The sequence below is a fragment of the Pseudomonas sp. P5_109 genome, assembly GCF_034009455.1.
In the GTDB taxonomy this organism is placed as follows: Bacteria; Pseudomonadota; Gammaproteobacteria; order Pseudomonadales; family Pseudomonadaceae; genus Aquipseudomonas.
In genome coordinates, this window is the sequence record NZ_CP125380.1 from 3961882 (window position 1) to 3980210 (window position 18329).

General features: G+C 55.7%; 18 protein-coding genes. 8 read left to right on the forward strand and 10 right to left on the reverse strand.

The window, feature by feature from the left end:
* Window positions 1-35: 35 nt before the first annotated feature.
* The 7 genes from QMK54_RS17780 to QMK54_RS17810 all read right to left on the reverse strand — a co-directional run bounded on the left by QMK54_RS17780 (window position 36) and on the right by QMK54_RS17810 (window position 5536).
* Window positions 36-767, reverse strand: a complete 732-nt coding sequence (locus QMK54_RS17780; protein ID WP_320401002.1) for a hypothetical protein — start codon at window positions 765-767, stop codon at window positions 36-38.
* Window positions 764-1111, reverse strand: coding sequence for a phage holin family protein (locus QMK54_RS17785; RefSeq protein WP_320401003.1), 348 nt, complete (start codon window positions 1109-1111; stop codon window positions 764-766). Before QMK54_RS17785 ends, QMK54_RS17780 begins: the two co-directional genes overlap by 4 nt.
* 526 nt (window positions 1112-1637) lie before the next feature.
* Window positions 1638-2003, reverse strand: coding sequence for a hypothetical protein (locus QMK54_RS17790; RefSeq protein ID WP_218495633.1), 366 nt, complete (start codon window positions 2001-2003; stop codon window positions 1638-1640).
* On the reverse strand, window positions 1996-4212 hold the full coding sequence (locus tag QMK54_RS17795) for a VapE domain-containing protein (RefSeq protein WP_320401004.1): 2217 nt from the start codon (window positions 4210-4212) through the stop codon (window positions 1996-1998). Before QMK54_RS17795 ends, QMK54_RS17790 begins: the two co-directional genes overlap by 8 nt.
* On the reverse strand, window positions 4202-4429 hold the full coding sequence (locus tag QMK54_RS17800) for a TraR/DksA family transcriptional regulator (protein WP_320401005.1): 228 nt from the start codon (window positions 4427-4429) through the stop codon (window positions 4202-4204). The genes QMK54_RS17795 and QMK54_RS17800 overlap by 11 nt, the downstream gene beginning before the upstream one ends.
* Complete coding sequence (locus QMK54_RS17805; protein ID WP_320401006.1) at window positions 4422-4940, reverse strand: phage regulatory CII family protein; 519 nt, start codon at window positions 4938-4940, stop codon at window positions 4422-4424. The genes QMK54_RS17800 and QMK54_RS17805 overlap by 8 nt, the downstream gene beginning before the upstream one ends.
* Before the next feature lie 335 nt (window positions 4941-5275).
* Window positions 5276-5536, reverse strand: coding sequence for a hypothetical protein (locus QMK54_RS17810; RefSeq protein ID WP_320401007.1), 261 nt, complete (start codon window positions 5534-5536; stop codon window positions 5276-5278).
* A gap of 79 nt (window positions 5537-5615) precedes the next feature.
* Between QMK54_RS17810 and QMK54_RS17815 the strand changes: the two genes are divergently transcribed.
* From QMK54_RS17815 to QMK54_RS17850, 8 genes are all read left to right on the forward strand, one after another.
* Entirely contained in the window at window positions 5616-6347 is a 732-nt protein-coding gene (locus tag QMK54_RS17815) for a S24 family peptidase (protein ID WP_320402926.1), read from the forward strand.
* 32 nt (window positions 6348-6379) lie between these two features.
* On the forward strand, window positions 6380-7762 hold the full coding sequence (locus QMK54_RS17820; RefSeq protein ID WP_320401008.1) for an AAA family ATPase: 1383 nt from the start codon (window positions 6380-6382) through the stop codon (window positions 7760-7762).
* Window positions 7763-8680: 918 nt separating this feature from the next.
* Window positions 8681-9271 carry a hypothetical protein gene (locus tag QMK54_RS17825; protein WP_320401009.1) on the forward strand — a complete coding sequence of 197 codons (591 nt, stop codon included), beginning with the start codon at window positions 8681-8683 and terminating at the stop codon, window positions 9269-9271.
* A 10-nt stretch (window positions 9272-9281) separates the two neighbouring features.
* Window positions 9282-9566, forward strand: coding sequence for a phage antirepressor KilAC domain-containing protein (locus tag QMK54_RS17830; protein ID WP_320401010.1), 285 nt, complete (start codon window positions 9282-9284; stop codon window positions 9564-9566).
* 158 nt (window positions 9567-9724) lie between these two features.
* Complete coding sequence (locus tag QMK54_RS17835; RefSeq protein ID WP_320401011.1) at window positions 9725-10042, forward strand: pyocin activator PrtN family protein; 318 nt, start codon at window positions 9725-9727, stop codon at window positions 10040-10042.
* 51 nt (window positions 10043-10093) lie between these two features.
* Window positions 10094-10636, forward strand: coding sequence for a hypothetical protein (locus tag QMK54_RS17840; RefSeq protein WP_320401012.1), 543 nt, complete (start codon window positions 10094-10096; stop codon window positions 10634-10636).
* The gene (locus tag QMK54_RS17845; protein WP_320401013.1) at window positions 10626-10868 is read left to right on the forward strand and encodes a DUF4224 domain-containing protein; all 243 of its coding nucleotides are present in this window, start codon (window positions 10626-10628) and stop codon (window positions 10866-10868) included. The genes QMK54_RS17840 and QMK54_RS17845 overlap by 11 nt, the downstream gene beginning before the upstream one ends.
* 1 nt (window position 10869) lies before the next feature.
* Window positions 10870-11919 carry a tyrosine-type recombinase/integrase gene (locus QMK54_RS17850; protein WP_320401014.1) on the forward strand — a complete coding sequence of 350 codons (1050 nt, stop codon included), beginning with the start codon at window positions 10870-10872 and terminating at the stop codon, window positions 11917-11919.
* 104 nt (window positions 11920-12023) lie between these two features.
* On the opposite strand, the gene QMK54_RS17855 is transcribed toward QMK54_RS17850, so the two are convergent.
* From QMK54_RS17855 to QMK54_RS17865, 3 genes are all read right to left on the reverse strand, one after another.
* Window positions 12024-12884 carry a hypothetical protein gene (locus QMK54_RS17855; RefSeq protein ID WP_320401015.1) on the reverse strand — a complete coding sequence of 287 codons (861 nt, stop codon included), beginning with the start codon at window positions 12882-12884 and terminating at the stop codon, window positions 12024-12026.
* Window positions 12885-12951: 67 nt separating this feature from the next.
* Window positions 12952-13698 carry an EcsC family protein gene (locus QMK54_RS17860; protein ID WP_320401016.1) on the reverse strand — a complete coding sequence of 249 codons (747 nt, stop codon included), beginning with the start codon at window positions 13696-13698 and terminating at the stop codon, window positions 12952-12954.
* A gap of 760 nt (window positions 13699-14458) precedes the next feature.
* Complete coding sequence (locus tag QMK54_RS17865) at window positions 14459-18262, reverse strand: M10 family metallopeptidase C-terminal domain-containing protein (protein WP_320401017.1); 3804 nt, start codon at window positions 18260-18262, stop codon at window positions 14459-14461.
* Window positions 18263-18329 lie beyond the last annotated feature (67 nt).

Here is an 18329-nt window from a genome sequence, read left to right on the forward strand (position 1 = left end):
CCCAGGGCGAAAACGCTGAAGAATCGACGAAGCCCTCAGTCGCGAGCCATCTCGCGGGCCAATGCCCGGCGAAACAGCGGTTCGAACTCGGCAGCGGCGACGCGGTTGGCCACACCGTAGAAGTCGAAGCGACGACGATAGGTCGGACGCTTAACGAAGATCAGGATGGGCCGCGCACCGTTGCCGATACGCTGCCAAATACCCAAAGGGCCGGTGCCGTTGCCCGGGCGACCCGCAAAGTAGTCAGGGGCATTGCGATTGCGGCGTTTACTGCGAGCCGTGCGGTTAGCCATGAAGCCCGATACACGTTCGGCAGCACCGAGGGCGGAGAGTATCTGCACGATCTGCCCACGACTGATGTTGCCGTTGCCATCCATTCGAGCGCGCCTGCCCGGTACCGCGTACATATCAGCCGGCATCAGGCCATAGTGGATCAGCGCTTTCTCGAAGCGCTTGTGCGGACGATTGCCGCCGTCCATATGCACCGGCAAGTACTTCGATGCCGCAACACCCGAACTGGCCTCATCCTTGACCCACACGCGGGCGAACAACCGGGTGGCTGTGGCACTTCGCTTATAGATCGAGTTCAACGTCCAGCGGGTAGGACGATCAAACACCCGGGCAATCTCTTCCTTCTCTGCGATCTGCACCCGTTCGGCGGTGAAGGTCAACGCCTTGGCCGCAGCAGTTGGCACCTTGTTGCGGCTGAGCCCTCGCAGGCCCTTCACGATCTTGTCGATGTTGTCGCGCATCTCAAGCCGCATCATTGCCCTGGTTCGCCGCCAGTGGCGGACGACTCGTTAACGCCCAGACGCTTGGCGGCCCATCGCTCGTACAGCCCGATGGCGACATCAGCCCCGGCCATGGCAGTCAGGCAACCCAAGGCCCCTGCTGTCCAGATCGTCATGCCGGCGCCGATCATCAACATCATGGCCGACACGCCGCAGACGATACAGGCACCGGACCGAAGGGCCAGGCGTCGTAACAACACCCAGCCTCGTGCTCCATCCTTGTCCGCTCGCCACATCTCGCCCGACACGCCACCGACCAGGGCCAGGACGATCACTAACCAGATTGGCATCTCTGCCAGCGCTTGCTGCTCGTTCGTCATCGCCCTACTCCATAAACGCAAAAACCCGGCGCAATGGCCGGGTTTGGTGTGTGGTGCCTGCCGCTCTCTGCGGTCGCACCTATCGAAGATGGGTACTTTTTACAGGTGGATTCTCATGGCAGCAACCCTACTTTAATGCCACCCGGTGAATAAGTGGGTAACGCAGGGTGAACGTCTAGCGAATGTCGGTGAATACATCACCTCGGCTATCGCTTCTGTTGCCCTGTCCTACCTGTCCCACTACTCAAAATCGAAGTGGGACAGCTACAGGCGCCTAAATTCGGGGCTCTGACCTACTGTCCTACCTTATTTAACTTTTCCTTGTGTATAGACAGAAAGCTAAAAGCACGCGTGCGCGCCATGGGCGCGACTACGTGCCCGCTATGCTTACGTGTGCATGGTGCGGGCAAAGGTTGGACAGTAGGACAGGCCAGCAACGGCGCGGCCTGCACTTGTCCGACTACCTTAAACGGCAGTCGGACAAGGCCGGACAGTAGGACAACAACAACCGGAGTGACGCTAGGGGTCATGCAGCCTTCCCCATCAGCAAGCCATCGATGCTCACATGGGCATCATGCAGCCGGCGGTAGTAGGTCGGCGCGCTGCATCCGCAGTGCAACATCTTCTGTGAGAGAAAGCTTTCGTGGTTGCAGTAGTGCTCCATCACCACCAAGGCAAGCTCTGGCGCCAGGTGCTTGTTGACGATCAGCTCAATATCCGCCGATTCGTCCAACAGCACCCGACTACCCCGAGTGCCACGTATCAGCTCGCCCTTGCACTCCATCAACATGGCAATCATGTTGCCTCCGCTCGCACCACCATAAGTTTCAGGAATTGGCGAATGCAGATCCTGCGCCCAGAGCTTAAGCATTTCATCGATTCGCTTAATCAAAGCAAGGCTCCTCTACCACCGCCTGCTGCAATGCAGCCGCACGCGCCCACGTTGCAGGCTTCTGATAGGCCCACTGTCGGACACCGCTTTTTGCCAACGCCGGCATACGCTTCTTCCGCCAGCCCAGCCGGTGCATGATCGCGCCGACTCGCATTTGTTCAGGCTTACCCCAATGACCAAAATCCAGTTTGAGAGCCTGGGTCAAGATCTCGTTGCCGGTGGCGGTTTCGCCGATCTGCGACTCCTCCAACCAGGTCAGAATCGGCCCTTCCCACTCGTCCACAACAAAGCGCTCATCCTGTGCTTCGGCGAACATCCATGACTCATCCTTCGTCACCCACCAGATATCGCCAGCCTCGAAGCAGAACACCGCTTCAGCCCACAGCTGGTCACGGATCTCGCGCAGTTGTTCCAGGTCGACCTTGTTGCAGAACACCGGCCAGTAACGGCGGTTGCCGGTGGCGTCCTTAAGGTATTCCTCTTGGTTGGTGGTACCCACGAACACACACTGGCGTGGCACATCGTTTGTTCTGCGGCCGTAGCTCTCGCGATAGGTGTCGGTGGACGCCGAGAAGAACTGCTTGGCCTTGGTGCTCTCAGCCTTGTTGAAACTGTCCAGCTCCCCCAGCTCGACAATCCATTTGCCGCGAATTGCCTGAAAGCTGTCCTTGTCGCCGAGGGCAAAAGGCGTGTCCATAAACCACTCGCCGCCAAGAATGCCCATGGCCGTGGACTTACCTTCACCCTGCCCGCCTTCGAGGATCATCACCGAGTCGGCCTTGCAGCCTGGGCGCATCACCCGAGCCACCGCAGAGATCGGCCAACGCTTGCCGACCTTGGCGGAATACTCGCTGGCCTGGACGCCCAGCACATCGGTCAACCAGCTTTCCAGCCGGGGCACCCGGTCCCACTCCAGCTTCTCCAGGTACTCGCGCACCGGGTGAAAAGAATGATCGTGGGCAACCACGCTGACCGCCTCGATCACATGGGACGCTTTCACTCGCAAGTTGTACTGCTGCGCGAGCCATTTCATCACCCGCATGTCATCGATGTCGGCCCAATCCCCGGCACCGCCACCAAAGGGTGCGGACCGCAGTTTGACGATCTTGGAGCTGAACACGCTGTAACCGATCACGCCGGCCCAGCGCTCGTCATTTCCCAGGATCAGCTCGACATTCTGCATGTGCGCAATCAGGGAGCCGTTTTCGGTGCGGGCCAGTTGATCCTTCCAGCCACCAGCTGCAGGAGGCTTGACCACCGCCAACACCTGGCGACGGACAGCCTCCAAACCTTCGGCAACGTGCAGGTCGTTGAAGTCGGTCCACTTGGTCTCACGCTCACCCGAGAAGACAGGTGCGACCACCTGACCACCGACGATCAACGCTGCGTTGCTGGCTTTCTCTTCCCCGGGATTCCAAGGCTCACCATTGGGGCGCTTGGTTTTCCAATCATCGTCCCGACAGAGAATCAGCGGACAACCGGGGAAACGCTCGCGCATGGCCTTGGAGACAGGGAGTAAGTTGCCCGCGTCGAACGCGATTGCGACCGTCAGCGACGTCGCCATGTGCAAGCTGGCACCCGTGGCGTAGCCCTCACACACCAGCACCGGCTCACCGGGTTCAGGGTGCGGGCCAATCAAATGGAAGGCACCCTCTTTCGACATGCCGTAAGGCCAGTAAGCCTTGTCGCGCCCGGTGTCGTCTTGCTTTTCCGGAAAAATCACCTGCAGACCGACAATCTGATCCCGCACGTTACACATAGGCACTAAAAATGCGCCGGTACGGGGCGCATAACGAACCTTGAAGCCGACAATCTGCTTTCGATCCAGATAAGCACTTTTGCCCTTCTCAGGCATGCGTTTGAACAGACCTGTAGCACGGTTGGCCGCTCGACGTGCAGCGTTGGCTGCGATCTCAGTAGCCTTGCGCTTTGCCTCTTCCTGACGAGCGCGCATAACCTCGCGCTCTTCGGGGCTCATACGTCCAGCCTTTACCTTAATTTTCTGGGTCTCGCCGGAACGCCAGTCACCGAAGCTGCCGAAGATCAGCGTTTCGTTTTTCTCGGTCCGGTGCTCATGGACTACATACCAGCCGTTCTTTTCCTTGCCCTTGTCCTGGGAGGTTTTGCAGCGGGTCAATTTGCCGAATACCAACGGTTGCTCAGGCTCGAGGCCGTAATCTGCGAATTGCCCCAATACTTCATCGAGCATGGCGGGCCTCCCTCGATTCAACAACGGACTGGCAAACAACACACAGATCGCAACCCAATAGGGCAAGCCGGCGAGCCTCCGGTATCGGATCGTCGCAACTTACGCAAAACAGGAAAGAATGCGCCGCCAACACAGGCTTGGCGGCGTTGCGTGCAGCGAGGGCTTGATCAAGATGGTCCTGAACCAGGTCATTCGCAAAATCAGCAATATCAGCCATGGTCAGCCACCCGCGTTGTCTGATTGACGTACGTGGCTCGGTTGAACATCCCCAGAAGCCCTTGAATGCCGCGAAACACCTGCAGGCGAATCTCGGCCAGTTCACGATCCGTCACTACACCGTCGCCAATGCTCTTGGCCCAGGTATCAGCCAGATCCGCGACCTGTCTGAAGTACTCTGCAATGCCCGTAGTCAACGTCTCAGGCATGTCGTTGGTATAAGCCTCGGCCAACTCCTGCCAAGTCGTGTCGCCGACCAACGCATGCACTGCATCGAGAATGCGGCGATCCTTGGTCAGTTCGAGAATTTCGCCAAACTCCTGGATGTTCACAGAGTGGCTGGGATGGGTGGGTGAAAGTTTGTGTTGCAGCGTGGTGGGGTTTCTGCCGGTGGTGACGGCAATTGCAGCGGCGCCACCTGGGTAATCCCGGGCAGCATGGTAAAGCGCTAGATCGAGCGGCAGGACTTCCCGCTGCGCCCGTTCGATACAACTCAGAGCGATTCGGCTCATGGCATTAATCCTTGAAGTTGCCAGTGCCGCGCGACATGCAGTGGTGATACATTTGCCGCGTGGCTTGAAAGGGCCCAAACGCCGGCTAGATCTACAGGATCGACACCGGCACCGTGCCGGGGCGAACAATCCATTGTTCACCCCAGGCGCAACAGCTGCTCTATCTGTGGTGGAAAAGGCAGCAACACCAAGGCATCCGTGCCTTGGAAATCGCGGTAACGGTCGACGGTTCGCATGTGGTGTGCCCGCCTACCTTTACCGTGCCCCGGCAGCACTGTGGTGGTGTGTGCCAGGAGGAACTGGGCGGCCCTTGGGTCGCCTTTTTTCTAGCTATGCTATGCAGCAGCTTTGTGCAGTGCCGATTCATTGAGCAACCAGGTGGCCTCAAACGAATTACCTTTTTGCTTTGCAGCGGTCGCCAATAGCACCGCGTATCTGGTTTCACCTGTGTAGTCCGTTCGCGGAAGACTGGCCGCCTGACGCCACTTGTTGAGCGCCTGATAACTCCTATCGCAAACCTTAGCGGCGGCCCCAATGCCACCTACTGCTTCAAAAGCGAACGCAACTGCATTCGGAAAATCTGCGGGGTCCAACATGGCAACCTCCTTTTATCAACTTCTGGTTGATATTAAACCTCAACTGACTATTGCGCAAGCTCCGTGGCACTCTCAACCTATGGTTGATAAAAATGCATTACGCGCCGCTTTCAGCTCGCGCTTACACGAAGCCCTCGACGATGCCGGCGTACGCAGCCGGGGTCGTGGCGTGGACATCCATCGTCAGTTGAAGAGCTTAGGGGTCGAAAAGACCACGCAAGCAATTAGCAAATGGCTCAACGGCGAGGCAATAGCCGAAGCGGACAGTATGGTTACACTGTGCTCGTGGTTGAAGGTACGAAGGGAGTGGCTGGAATACGGCGTGCTGCCTAAGGAATTAACCGGCGAAACCAATGTACGCCCGCTTGTTGCCGGAGATGAGAGCAACGTCAGCGAAATTAATCGGCGGTTTGGAAAGGTTCCGTTGATTTCTTGGGTTCAAGCAGGGGCATGGTGCGAGGCGATTTCAAATTTTGAGTCGTATGATGCCGATTCATGGCTTTCGTGCCCTGTTCCTATTAGCAACCACGGATACGCACTCAAAGTCCTAGGGGACTCAATGACAAATCCTGGGCCGGGGCGTAGCTACCCTACCGGCTGTATCATTTTTGTCGATCCAGAGGCGGAAACCAAGACAGGGGATCGTGTGATCGCTAGGTTGCCACGTACTAATGAAGCTACGTTCAAGGTCCTTGTGGAAGATGCCGGACGACAGTTCTTGAAACCAATAAACCCTCAATACCCTATAATACTAATAACTGAGGAAACCCATATATGCGGGAAAGTTGTGGGATCTTTTATACCAGAGTAATTCTATTACCTAAATAGCTGGAAGCTTACAACATGGATAGAGTACCGTTTTCGTACAATGGAATACAGCTAATCATCCCAAATGATTACAATCCAAACTTTAACAGCTTTACTGTACTTATCGGAAGCAATGGAGTTGGAAAAAGCCGATTACTTAGCGGCCTATCGGGCTCCTTAATAGAGAAAACCATTAGCACCCCAACTAATGTCGCTGACTATGCATATGAAAATAAACTTCTCGCCAACCAACCCAAAGTAATTACAGTTTCTACAAGCCCGTTTGACACCTTCAAACTTCCAAGCAAAACAAATAGGCGATTCCAGGAAAGCTTTAACTACCACTATATCGGCATGAGAGGAACATTTTCAAATTCAAGTTCTATCTCATTAATCTCCTCTGCCGCAATCGGACTTCTAGACAAACTTCTCAATAGTCAAGGCTTCGATAGACTAGCGAAAATATTCGAAGTTTTGGGATTTGAACCTAGTCTTGAATTCATATTCAAACCTATGTTTCGATTCAACCACAACGAAGCAGCATCGCAACGATCAATATTCGACTCCCAGGATGCTGATGAGTTAGACATTGAAAAGATGCTCGGAGTGAAACTCGATCGAAAACTCCACTATATAATTAGAGACTTAGACCCCTACTCTCTAGATGAAATCCGTAACGCCTTATACATATTTTCTGAATTCAGTGACCGTAGAGGACATTTTAGACTTCGTGCCAGTTACACCAATCACTGGCATTACGCCTTTGATTTTGAGCATGGTGCCAACCATCAGATTTTAAATGCAACGTTAACGTTATTAAAGTACGAACTAATAAAGCTGATGGATTTAAAGCTTTTTAAAATGCACATAGAAATGGAAATGTCCCTTCGTCGCGCTAGCTCAGGCGAACAGTGCATGCTTGTAATAATGTTAGGTATAGCTGGCCACATTACCGACTACTCACAAATTTTTATTGACGAGCCAGAAATTAGTTTACACCCGCAATGGCAAGAAAAATTTATGAGTTTGCTAATTGAGGTTTTTTCGACTTACACAGGGTGCAATTTTTTCATTGCAACGCACTCCCCCCAAATAATAGCAAAACTTGACCAACGAAACTGCTACATAACATCATTAACAAAACATACCATATATAGCGCAGCAGATTACATGGATAGATCCGCTGACTATCAACTAGCGGAATTGTTCGACACTCCAGGAGCTATGAACGAATATCTTGTTCGGATGGCATTTGGATTAATGTCTCGAGTAAAATCAAACAAAGAGGTCACTAGCAAAGACCTAATAGAACTTAACAAGCTAACTAGCTTTATTGATAAAATCGAAGCAAAAGATCCATTACTGGGGTTGATTAATACTGTTTCAGAAATGTGTGAATATTATGCCCCTCATTACTAACCCAGTAACGTGTGACGCGCCCCTCACATTAACCATACAACAAAAAATTAACGACCCTAGCTTTACTCACAATCAATGGGGATGTGACGACCTACTTGAATTCCGATCCCACGTTAGAGCATATTATCGCGATGAACAACAAGGGCTATGTGCATATTGCAAGAATACGGTATCGGTGAGGTCCGCAAACAACGCACACATCGAACACATTGTTGCAAAATCTTTATATAGAGATTTTATATTTGAAGCTAAAAACCTATGTGTCATTTGCGCTGACTGCAACGAAATAAAGAGAAGTCAAGAAGTACTAAATGAAGTTCCTGACACTTTATCCCCGCTTACCAGCGGCAGACAACGAATTCGTTACCCAACTAGTTCTAACGCATTTTTAATTGTCCACCCTCATTATGACGAGTGGGATGACCACTTAATGCGATTTGGTTATCAATACATTGACAAGACAACCAAAGGAGGAAATACGATTGTCATGTGCAAACTTAATAGATATTTCCACCAAAATTTTAATATGGACGACAACTTCGTAGATGACGCCGATCTAGTTAGCAAAATGACCGCATTCATAGAATCAAGGTCAGCGACTCAGAAAGCTCGGATTTTGGAATCATTGAAAGCCGACTTAAGCATGATGCTTTGATCGCTCGAAAAAATATCAACCGTCAGTTGACAAAAATCCCACCTCATCCGATATTTGCCTCACTCTTCCACCACAGAGCGAGGCAAAATCATGCACACCACAGCAACCCTGCACGTCCATCCGACCGCTACTGACCCCTTTCGCATCTTCGAGATTCGCCGATTGGCCCGCGAATGCAGCTGCTCGTTTGTCACCACCAAACCAAAGCAGAAAGCCGGTGTAGCGCCCGCCCCATCCAGCCCGAATGGCGGAGGGCACGCGGCATGAACAAATTCAATCTCGACAACCGCACCCTGCAGTTACTCAACGCCCAGGTCAATTTGAGCGAGACCTTCAACCACGTACTGAGGTCTGCACCAAAGCGTAAAGCCTTGGCGTTCCGCCTCAAGGTAGAACGCGGCACCACCGAAACCGTCTTCGTCGTTGAACTGGGCAACGAACGCCACACGCTGACCTTAAACAACGAAAAGAAGATGCACCTCAAGCTGGCCGACTTCATCGAAGAAATTGCAAACGGCCCGCTCGACCCGAGCATCACCGGCGATCTGGTGCACCGTCCCCATGCAGATCGCGAATACGGCCGCTTTGAAGTCCAGGACAAGCAGCGCGTGTTCGAGCTGGTGCGCACCGGTGGCATGCTGAGCCTCGACATGGGCTTCGACCTCCCCTTGCACGTGGCTCTGCATCGCACCCATACACGCCCCGGCGTCACCGCCATTTTGTGCATTGGCAATAAAAGCCCACACACCCGGTGCTTTACCGTGTGCGGCACCGATGTCGAGATCTACAGCAAGGTCACCGAGTCCATCAACCACCTCACTGCAGCGGCAACTCCTGCCGCGCACGCTGCATGAGGACGACACCATGGAACGCACCCTCGCTCAAGCCGCAACCGAGCTCGGCCTGACCCGGCCACGGCTGATTACCCTGATGCAGGAAAAAAGTCTGCTTAACAAACGCAGATTGCCGGCCTACCCCACCCGCGACCGCGAGTACCTGCGGGTCAAGGACGGCCAGTGGTTTCACGAAAGGTACGGCCTGCAGTACAGCCAGTCGACCAGGGTCAGACAGGTCGGCATCCGCTGGTTGGCAGAGCAACTAGGGCTTGAACTGCCCGCCATCCCGGCAGACCGCCGTGACGTGGCCTAGGGAATACGCCCGCCAGATCATCGCCATGCGGACACGCGAGGAGCGCAACGCCGCGCTCCTCGAAGTACCTGCACATCTGCGCGAGCTGACCAGACGCCACTGCCTGAACGCCTGGAACCATCCGGCAAGAATACAACGCAAGGAGGCTCAGCAAGCCCATGACTAACACAGCCCAAACGCCGCTCCGACTGCAACCGGCCCCCGAAGCAGCAACCGTAGAGCTGCTCTACCGCATCTTCGGCGACGTGCTAATTCCGCTAGAGAAAGTGCGCGAACAATACTTCCGCAACCTCAACGAGCAGTCGTTTGTCACGGAGATCAACAGCGGCCGAATCCAGCTTCCCATCACCACGTTGGACACCAGTCGCAAGGCACCGAAGTACGCACACATCCGGCACGTCGCCTCACTGATCGACATCCGCGCTTACAAGGCGGATTCGGAGATGCCGCGACCGCAGGATGAACCAACCGAGTAAACCGAAAGGGCTGTCACCACCAGTCAAACAAAACCACCAGGAGCACACCACATGACCGCAATACAAATCTGCGCACCGCTCAGTCTCATATTGGGCGCCACCCTTCTCTACTGGGTCGGTTATCGAGGCGGCTTGATCGATGGCCGTGCCGAGGGCCACCGACCATCAGCGACTGATGGACCAACTGGCGATCGAACATCGGTGGAAAGCGGCATAAAGAGCGAACAGCACACCACCGAAGCCTCTACCGCTTTGCTCCGCAACGTCGGCATGGTCAACGCACAAGAAACAAAGAGTCTCTGCTGCGCAGCAGCAGGCATTACTAAGCCTGTCAGCACCACTGTCGAGACACTTATACCCCACGAAAAGCTGCGCGAGGCAGGGCATCCTAATGCAACGCTAATCGCTCAAAGTCGCCCGCCCGCGCAGCCTGCTGTGGGGTATACGCCCCCATTAGTCGCGAGATTAGTGCCCAATGAATCCGATAGCCAGTTGATCGGGTCTGTCGAGCCCGCCAACCACCATAAATGCATTGAGCAGCGCCCGACCGACGGCATCAAGCGACGCGCCGGGGAGATCAATCATGGAAACTGAAATCCTTTCGGACGAAGAGCTAGCGAATATCACTGGCTACAAGGCCAGGGCCTACCAACGTCGCTGGTTGGATGATCGCCAATGGCTCTATGTCGAAAGTCGTGGCAAACGCCCATTGGTGGGAAGGATGTACGCCCGGATGAAGCTCGGCGTGATCACACCAACCAATATTACCCCCACTCCATCGCCAGCCGCGCCCGCATGGACGCCCGACTTCTCGCGAGTGAACTGATATGCGCCCCCGCAAAACCGCAACCCGCCATTTACCGCCCCGGATGTATCAATGGACGCGACCAAGAAAGAGCGGGAAAACCTGGATCGCCTATTACTACCTGGACTCCACAGGAAAGGCGATCCCACTGGGCAAGGATCTCGACAAAGCTAGGCTCAAGTGGGCGGAACTCGAAGCCAAGGAAATACCACTGGACTTGCGGACTATGAAAGGGATCTTTGACCGCTATGTCCGCGACATCGTCCCGAAGAAGGCGGCCCGCACGCAGAGAGACAACCTTTCAGAGATCAAACAGCTGCGTCCACTTTTCGACAATGCCCCCATCGACTCAATCACACCTGCCACGATCGCCGGGTATCGGGACGCTCGAACTGCAAAGGTTCGGGCCAACCGTGAGATAGCCACGCTCTCACATGTATTCAATATGGCGCGTGAATGGGGTCTGACCTCCAAAGAAAATCCCTGCCAGGGTGTACGGAAGAACAAGGAGACGCCTCGAGACTATTACGCGAACGATGTGGTTTGGGATGCTGTTTATAAGAAAGCAGCTCAAGAGCTGAAAGATGCGATGGACCTTGCCTACCTGACAGGGCAGCGGCCGGCCGACGTCCTGGTCATGCGTAAAGATGATATCGAAGGGGGGTATTTAATGGTGCAGCAGAACAAAACACACAAGAAGCTGCGTATCCAGATAACTGCCAGCGGCTCGGCAAACAGCCTGGGCATGCTGATCGCAAAAATCGCAGAGCGTAACGCTCAGCACGTTTCGAGTTACCTGATTGTGAGTGCGCGTGGGAAGCGTATGACTGCCAAGATGCTTCGCGACCGCTGGGATAAGGCCCGGGAAAAGGCCAAGAATGAAGCGATCGAGACTGGCGACACACTGCTTGCTGGAAGAATCAGCAGCTTTCAGTTTCGGGACATCAGGCCAAAAGCCGCGTCGGAAATTACTGACATCGGAGAGGCAAGCCTGCTCTTGGGGCATACCAAGGGTGACATAACTGAACGCGTTTACCGTCGCGTCGGCGCCATTGCGAAGCCGTCAAAATAACGGAAAACGTATTGCAAGACGCTGAGTTCATCAAGATGACCCTGGCGTTTCTCTTGACGTCGGAGGCCAGCTATATCTCGTCGTCGCAATGGCTGCTTTTGGTGCTAAATCACGCGATCGCCCATCTGGAAAAGCGCCGCTTCCACCTCTCGCAGCGAGCCAAACAGATTGCTATTGCCGGCTACTCGTAACGAGTCCGCCAACAGCCAATTGGTCCTAACGTTCCAGGTGTAGTGCTCGTAGGGGTTCACAGCAAGCAATGGGAACAATGCTAGGTCGGGGTTGCGGTAACGTGCCATCGCCCCATTTGCTGGAAGGCAGGCGAATCGCAGGAGTGAAGGTAGGGTTAACGCCGGCTGGCCACAATCGATAGTCCACCATCTTTTAGCCAACCACGCTAGAGCCGCTGCTACTCGACTGTCGTATATGATGAAGCCATCGATCAAAAGCGAATAAACCTTTGTCATACCAGAGTTAAACCGGAGATTGGTGACAGCGCTCGTATCACTCCCTCGGGCATGATCATTAACCACTGTTTGTAGGATTACCAACAGGTTGGCTTGGTTAGCAGAAAGCCAACCCAAGTTGCCTCGCTTCGTATAGACACCGCCCCAATAGAGGACAGCAGCAACGGCGCCCGAGAGCTGGTTTGCGCTGGTCGGACCTGCCGCGTAGGCGGTACGCATCTGGCGCTGGATGGTTTGCAAAACGGCCTCATTGGTAGCAAGGGAACTATGGGCAGCAAGTCTTGGCACCACCGGGTGAACGTGTGGCAGGCTGAGGTGTGGATTTGGCAGACCATTTCTTGCTCGGCGCGGCCAGCGGTAGGTGGCAAGTGCACTTGGCAAATCGGGGTACGCAACAGCACCAGGTACTGCGAAACTAATTGGTTGACCACAAAGCCGTTGAGCAAGCCAATCACGGAAGGCTGCAACCGAGTTGGCTAGGTATTGTGCTTGATTCACTTTTTTCCTCGGTCCAGATCGGGGCGGCAGTAGCGCTAAGGATGGTGCGAAGACTGCGATGGCCTTGTTACCCACGCTTTGGAAGGTCCCCGTATATCTGCTGGATCAGCTCCTGTCCGTACCGCCTTTCTAGCTTTCTAACAATGAAGTGCCCGCGCGCCATGTCTTGGAAATGATCGATGAATGCCAGGTTAATGATGGCACCGCCCGCTGCTCCTATCACCGGTACAGCTTGTGCAGCGACTTTCTCACCGACTTGGAAGCCGAAACGCTCTGCAATGGTAGCGATCAACTTAAGTACTGAGCCATCCGACATATGCTTCGCCAAAGCTGCACGCACTGTGTAATAACCAGTTTCTGAATCATCATCTTCCGTTGATTTACCGCCGAGCGCAAAGACAGTAAGGCAAGCTTGCTTCGCTTCGTCGGTTTCAACGCGCTCTCCATGACTCCTTGCGATATCTGCAATGGATCGAAGCATTATTGAAGTTGAGATGGGCAACTCCGCACTTAGCCCGGCGAAGCCGAAAAAGCCCCCGACTCCTCCGCTAACGGCTACGCCTGCCTTGTGCCAGATGTTAGAGGACTCCTCACCAGGCACATCCTTCATAGTAAAAACCGCAGCATCGAGAGCCTTCTCTAACGCTGAGCTAGTGATGCTTCCAATTCTTTTAGTGACACTTTCGGGCAAGTGTTCTAAAGCGATCTCAATGGGCATACCAATAACGCTCGTCACCTTTGCAGCGAAACCCGGGTTCTCTAGCAAATTCTTCGCGGACTGCAGTTCCTTCCGGTCTTCTTCGAGGATGCTCATCTATCCGTACTCAATACTGGGTTGGCGGGACAACTCGCAGAGACCAACAGCTCCAACGCATCCCTGTCGCGACATTGATATCAAGATGCCTTCACCCTATGAAAAAGGCAAGTGATGCTGCCAAGCATTCTGGCTGATCTCGATCAGTCTTCGTGGAGCACTCACGAAGTTGAGTGGCAGCTTTAGGTCGAAGGCTCGCTTCTGAGCGAACGCTTAGAAGCGAGCCTTCTCTTGGGGGCATACAAAGGGCGGCATAACTGAACATGTTTACCGTCGCGTCAGCGCCATGGCGAAGCCATCAAAATAGCGGAAAAACGCGTTACAAAACGCTGAAACCGGCCCTTGTAGAATGGGGCCTGCAGCGGAGCCAAAAAATGATCGTATTAGAACGAAAACAAGCTACAGACCACGAATTACGGGCGCTTGTATCTCGGACTTGAAAACCGTCGACTGTAACAGGTCCATGAGTTCGAATCCCATCGCCTCCGCCATCTTTATACGACAAAGCCCTGATTATTCAGGGCTTTGTCGTTTCTGGGGTTTGGGTCAAGGCTGCGTCGGCGATCCCATCGTTTGCGCATCTTTTTTGCCAATTTCCGCAATCCCCTAAAAAACCTTCGGCAAAAAAATTCCTGAGCCGCTTCTCAGACCGGCTCCCTTCCCGGCTTTTCAAGATCAACGAAAACCAACTCGCCCTGGAGCATCTGGAAAATCAAGGGTGACCGCTACGCGCCACCCTGTCAGATGCTGGATCCGCCCGTTAAAGAATAAAGTCCGCCGTGGTCGCGCTGTTGAGTCCGACTATCTGGATAGCGAACTCGGCGGCGCTGTCGGCATCGGTATTGCCGTAGAGCACGCCCCCTGAAACCTTCAACTGGCCAGCCGCACTGAAGGCTGCGGTACTGCCGATGATTGAGGTGAAGGCTTCATTGGTGGCCGTCGCCGTGTTGGCATCGAGCGTCGACAGGTCGATCTTGTCGGCTCCCTGGACGAAGTCGCTGATGATGTCCCAGGTGGCACTGGTCAGCCCCGTTTCAGCGAGGGCGTTGAAATCGAAGATGTCGTTGCCGGCGCCGCCGGTGAGAACATCCTTGCCCATCCCGCCGATCAGGACGTCACTGCCGGCGCCGCCGTTCAACTGGTTGGCGGCGGCGTTGCCCGTGAGGGTGTCGTTGTAGCTGGAACCGGTGAGGTTTTCCATGCCCAGCAGGGTGTCTGAGCCTGAGCCACCGGTGGCCTGGGCCGTGGTCACGGCCAGGCTGGCGCTGACGGCGCTGCCGGCATAGAGGTAGGAGGCGGTGTCGACGCCGGTGCTGCCATTGAGGACGTTGTTGCCGGCCCCGGCATAGAGGGTGTTGTTGAGGCTATTGCCTGTCAGGTCGGCGACCCCGGTGGCCAGGACCCGACCGTATTCGACATTGGCGCCGAGGGTGTAGGCACTGAGAAAACTGTAGACCGTGTCGCTGCCGCCGGTGCTGGCCGTGGCATTGGTTTCGATAACCACGTCGCCGGCGTTGTCGACGTAGTAGAGGTCGGAACCATCGCCGCCCGTCATCCTGTCAACGCCTGCGCCGCCATCCAGAACGTCATTGCCCGCCCCACCGTCGAGCGTATCGTTACCGCTGCCACCGCTCAACAAGTTAGCCGAGGCGTTGCCCGTGAGCGTGTCGTTGTAGTTGGAACCGGTGAGGTTTTCGATGGCGATCAGGGTATCGGCGCCTGAGCCGCCGGTGGCCTGGGCCGTGGTCACGGCGAGACTGACGGTGACGGCACTGCCGGCATAGTGGTAGGACGCCGTGTCGACACCGGTGTCGCCATTGAGGACGTTGTTGCCGACTTCGGCATAGAGGATGTTGTTGAGGCCGTTTCCCGTGAGGGCGGCGACCCCGGTGGCGAGGATACGACCGTTCTCGACATTGTCGCCGAGGGTGTAGGCGCCGAGAGAGCTGTAGACCGTGTCGCTGCCGCCGGTGCTGGCCGTGGCATTGGTTTCAACCACGACGTCGCTGGCGTTCTCAACGTAGTAGATGTCGGAGCCATCACCGCCCGTCATGCCGTCGGCGCCAGTGCCGCCATTCAACACGTCATTGCCCGCACCACCGGCGAGCGTATCGTTTCCGGCGCCACCGCTCAGCAGGTTGGCGGCGGCGTTACCCGTGAGCGTGTCGTTGTAGCTGGAGCCGGTGAGGTTTTCGATGGCGATCAGGGTGTCGGCGCCCGAGCCGCCGGTGGCCTGGGCTGTGGTCACGGCCAGGCTGGCGGTGATTGCGCTGGCGGCATAGAGGTAGGAGGCGGTGTCGACGCCGGTACCACCATTGAGGACGTTGTTGCCGACCCCGGCATAGAGGGTGTTGTCGAGGCCGTTACCCGTCAGGCCGGCGATCCCGGTGGCGAGGACGCGCCCGTTCTCGACGTTGGCGCCGAGGGTGTAGGCGTTGAGAAAGCTGTAGACCGTGTCGCTGCCGCCGGTGCTGGCCGTGGCATTGGTTTCAACCACGACGTCAGCCGCGTTGTCGACGTAGTAGATGTCGGAACCATCATCCCCCGTCATCCTGTCGACGCCTGCGCCGCCATTCAAAAAGTCATTGCCGGCACCGCCGTAGAGGTGATTGGTGGCGGCGTTGCCGGTCAGCGTGTTGGCGAGATCGTTACCGGTGCCTGTGAGTGCCGCGCTGCCCGTGAGGGTCAGGTTCTCCTGGTAGTTGCCGAGGGTGCGGCTGACGCTGGAAACGACGGTGTCGACGCCGCCGGTGGCGGAGGTTTCGCTGACCACGTCGCTGGCATGGTCGACGTAGTAGATGTCATTGCCCAGGCCGCCGATCATCACATCGGCGCCGGCACCGCCGTTGAGCGTATTGGCGGCGGCGTTACCGGTCAGCGTGTTGGCGAGGCCGTTACCGGTGCCATTGATCGCCGAAGTTCCGGTAAGCGTCAGGTTCTCCAGGTTGGCCCCCAGCACCCAGCTCACCGCCGACTTGACCGTGTCAGTGCCGGCACCCAGCTCTTCACGAAGTTGAATCAGGCTATCGCCCACTGCATAAGTATCATTGCCAGCGCCCCCGGCCAGCAGCATGTTGCCCTGACCGTTCAGCGTGTCATCAGCGCTCCCGCCAGTAACCTCCAGCCGTACCGCGGTGCCATCGGCACTGAAGCGCTGGACATGGATACCGTCATTGACATGACTGGACTGTCCTTGAGACACCCAAGTCACCGCCCAGCCGCCGTCTTCCAGAGACGTGACCTTGGCGACAACCTGATAGCCGTCGGTGGTGGTGTTGACCAGCGTTTCGCCACCGACGGTTTGGCCCGCGGCGTTGTAGCGCTGTGAATAGATAGCCATATCGCTGCCATCCTGCGCGCCGCCCGCTTCCCAGGTCACCACCCAGCCGCCATCAGCCAATGCCGTTACATCGGAGAAACTCTGAGACTGAGTGGCATAGTCAGGGCTGTTTATGACGTGGGTTTCACCGCCGACCGCCTGACCATTGGCGTTATAGCGCTGGAAGTAGATATCGCTACCATTGGCAGCTACGCTGAAGGATGACCAGCTCACCAGCCAGCCACCATCGTTCAAGGCCGTGACCGCAGGAAAGTACTGGTCATTCAGCGTATTGGTGTTTACCTGAGTTTCGCTGCCTACCCTGTTACCTGTTGCATCGTAACGCTGGGCATAAATATCGAAGAGGTTGTCGCCCGGGTGAGTCGCATGCCAGGTCACCAGCCAGCCACCGTCCTTCAGGGCCGTCACGTCAGAGCTGCCGTGTACGATCTGATTATCCCCAGTCGTCGTGTTGACCTGGGTTTCCCCCCCCACAGCCGTGCCCGCTGCGTTATAGCGTTGGGACTCGATCGTGAAGTTATTGCCAGCGACGTCCCGGGACATCCATACCACCAGCCAACCACCGTCATTCAGTGCTGTAACAGCCGGGCTGTCCTGGCTTTCAACCGTGTGGGTATTGACGCGCCATTCATCGCCCATGGGATCACCAGCCGCGCTGAACCGCCGGGCATAGATGTCACCACTCCCCCCAGTGTAGAACCAGGTAACCACCCAGCCACCGTCAGCCAGCCCGGCGACATCGGAATTTTGCTGAGCGTATAGCGAATTCAAAGGCGCGACAGTAATCTCATCGCCCAGCCTCTCGCCTGCTGCACTGTAACGTTGGATTAAAATATCGCCCGAATCAGAGGACTGCATGGACACCAGCCACCCACCGTCGGCCAGTCCGGTAATGGAGATACTGTCCACAGTCATCGGCGTCAGCGTACTGACCCGGCTTTCGCCGCCCGCCTTGACGCTCAGAATCCTGTCGGCGAATTGCAGGCTTTCGATATTGCGCAGGTAATCGGTACCCTCATCGCCATCAGCGACATTCAGGTCGGTGACCGTCAGCTGGCCGTTGCTCCAGCCAAAGCGGTAGTCGCCGGCGTTGCCCATATAGATAGCCTTATCCTGGCCCGCACCGCCGTCGAGAATGTCATCTCCGGCCAGGCCGGTAATGCTGTCGGCCTCACTTGTCCCCAAACGATCATCGTTGCTCGTAGTGCCTGTTATCACGGCCATGTGCGATTGTTCCTTCATTCAGGGCCGCAAGTGGCAACCCACGCGGCGGTGTTGTTATTTGTCACCA

Bases quoted from the DNA above. Each gene is read 5' to 3' on its own strand.
- QMK54_RS17780 (WP_320401002.1), bottom strand. From the start codon at position 767: ATGATGCGGCTTGAGATGCGCGACAACATCGACAAGATCGTGAAGGGC.
- QMK54_RS17785 (WP_320401003.1), bottom strand. From the start codon at position 1,111: ATGACGAACGAGCAGCAAGCGCTGGCAGAGATGCCAATCTGGTTAGTG.
- QMK54_RS17795 (WP_320401004.1), bottom strand. From the start codon at position 4,212: ATGCTCGATGAAGTATTGGGGCAATTCGCAGATTACGGCCTCGAGCCT.
- QMK54_RS17800 (WP_320401005.1), bottom strand. From the start codon at position 4,429: ATGGCTGATATTGCTGATTTTGCGAATGACCTGGTTCAGGACCATCTT.
- QMK54_RS17805 (WP_320401006.1), bottom strand. From the start codon at position 4,940: ATGAGCCGAATCGCTCTGAGTTGTATCGAACGGGCGCAGCGGGAAGTC.
- QMK54_RS17810 (WP_320401007.1), bottom strand. From the start codon at position 5,536: ATGTTGGACCCCGCAGATTTTCCGAATGCAGTTGCGTTCGCTTTTGAA.
- QMK54_RS17815 (WP_320402926.1), top strand. From the start codon at position 5,616: ATGGTTGATAAAAATGCATTACGCGCCGCTTTCAGCTCGCGCTTACAC.
- QMK54_RS17820 (WP_320401008.1), top strand. From the start codon at position 6,380: ATGGATAGAGTACCGTTTTCGTACAATGGAATACAGCTAATCATCCCA.
- QMK54_RS17825 (WP_320401009.1), top strand. From the start codon at position 8,681: ATGAACAAATTCAATCTCGACAACCGCACCCTGCAGTTACTCAACGCC.
- QMK54_RS17830 (WP_320401010.1), top strand. From the start codon at position 9,282: ATGGAACGCACCCTCGCTCAAGCCGCAACCGAGCTCGGCCTGACCCGG.
- QMK54_RS17835 (WP_320401011.1), top strand. From the start codon at position 9,725: ATGACTAACACAGCCCAAACGCCGCTCCGACTGCAACCGGCCCCCGAA.
- QMK54_RS17840 (WP_320401012.1), top strand. From the start codon at position 10,094: ATGACCGCAATACAAATCTGCGCACCGCTCAGTCTCATATTGGGCGCC.
- QMK54_RS17845 (WP_320401013.1), top strand. From the start codon at position 10,626: ATGGAAACTGAAATCCTTTCGGACGAAGAGCTAGCGAATATCACTGGC.
- QMK54_RS17850 (WP_320401014.1), top strand. From the start codon at position 10,870: ATGCGCCCCCGCAAAACCGCAACCCGCCATTTACCGCCCCGGATGTAT.
- QMK54_RS17860 (WP_320401016.1), bottom strand. From the start codon at position 13,698: ATGAGCATCCTCGAAGAAGACCGGAAGGAACTGCAGTCCGCGAAGAAT.
- QMK54_RS17865 (WP_320401017.1), bottom strand. From the start codon at position 18,262: ATGGCCGTGATAACAGGCACTACGAGCAACGATGATCGTTTGGGGACA.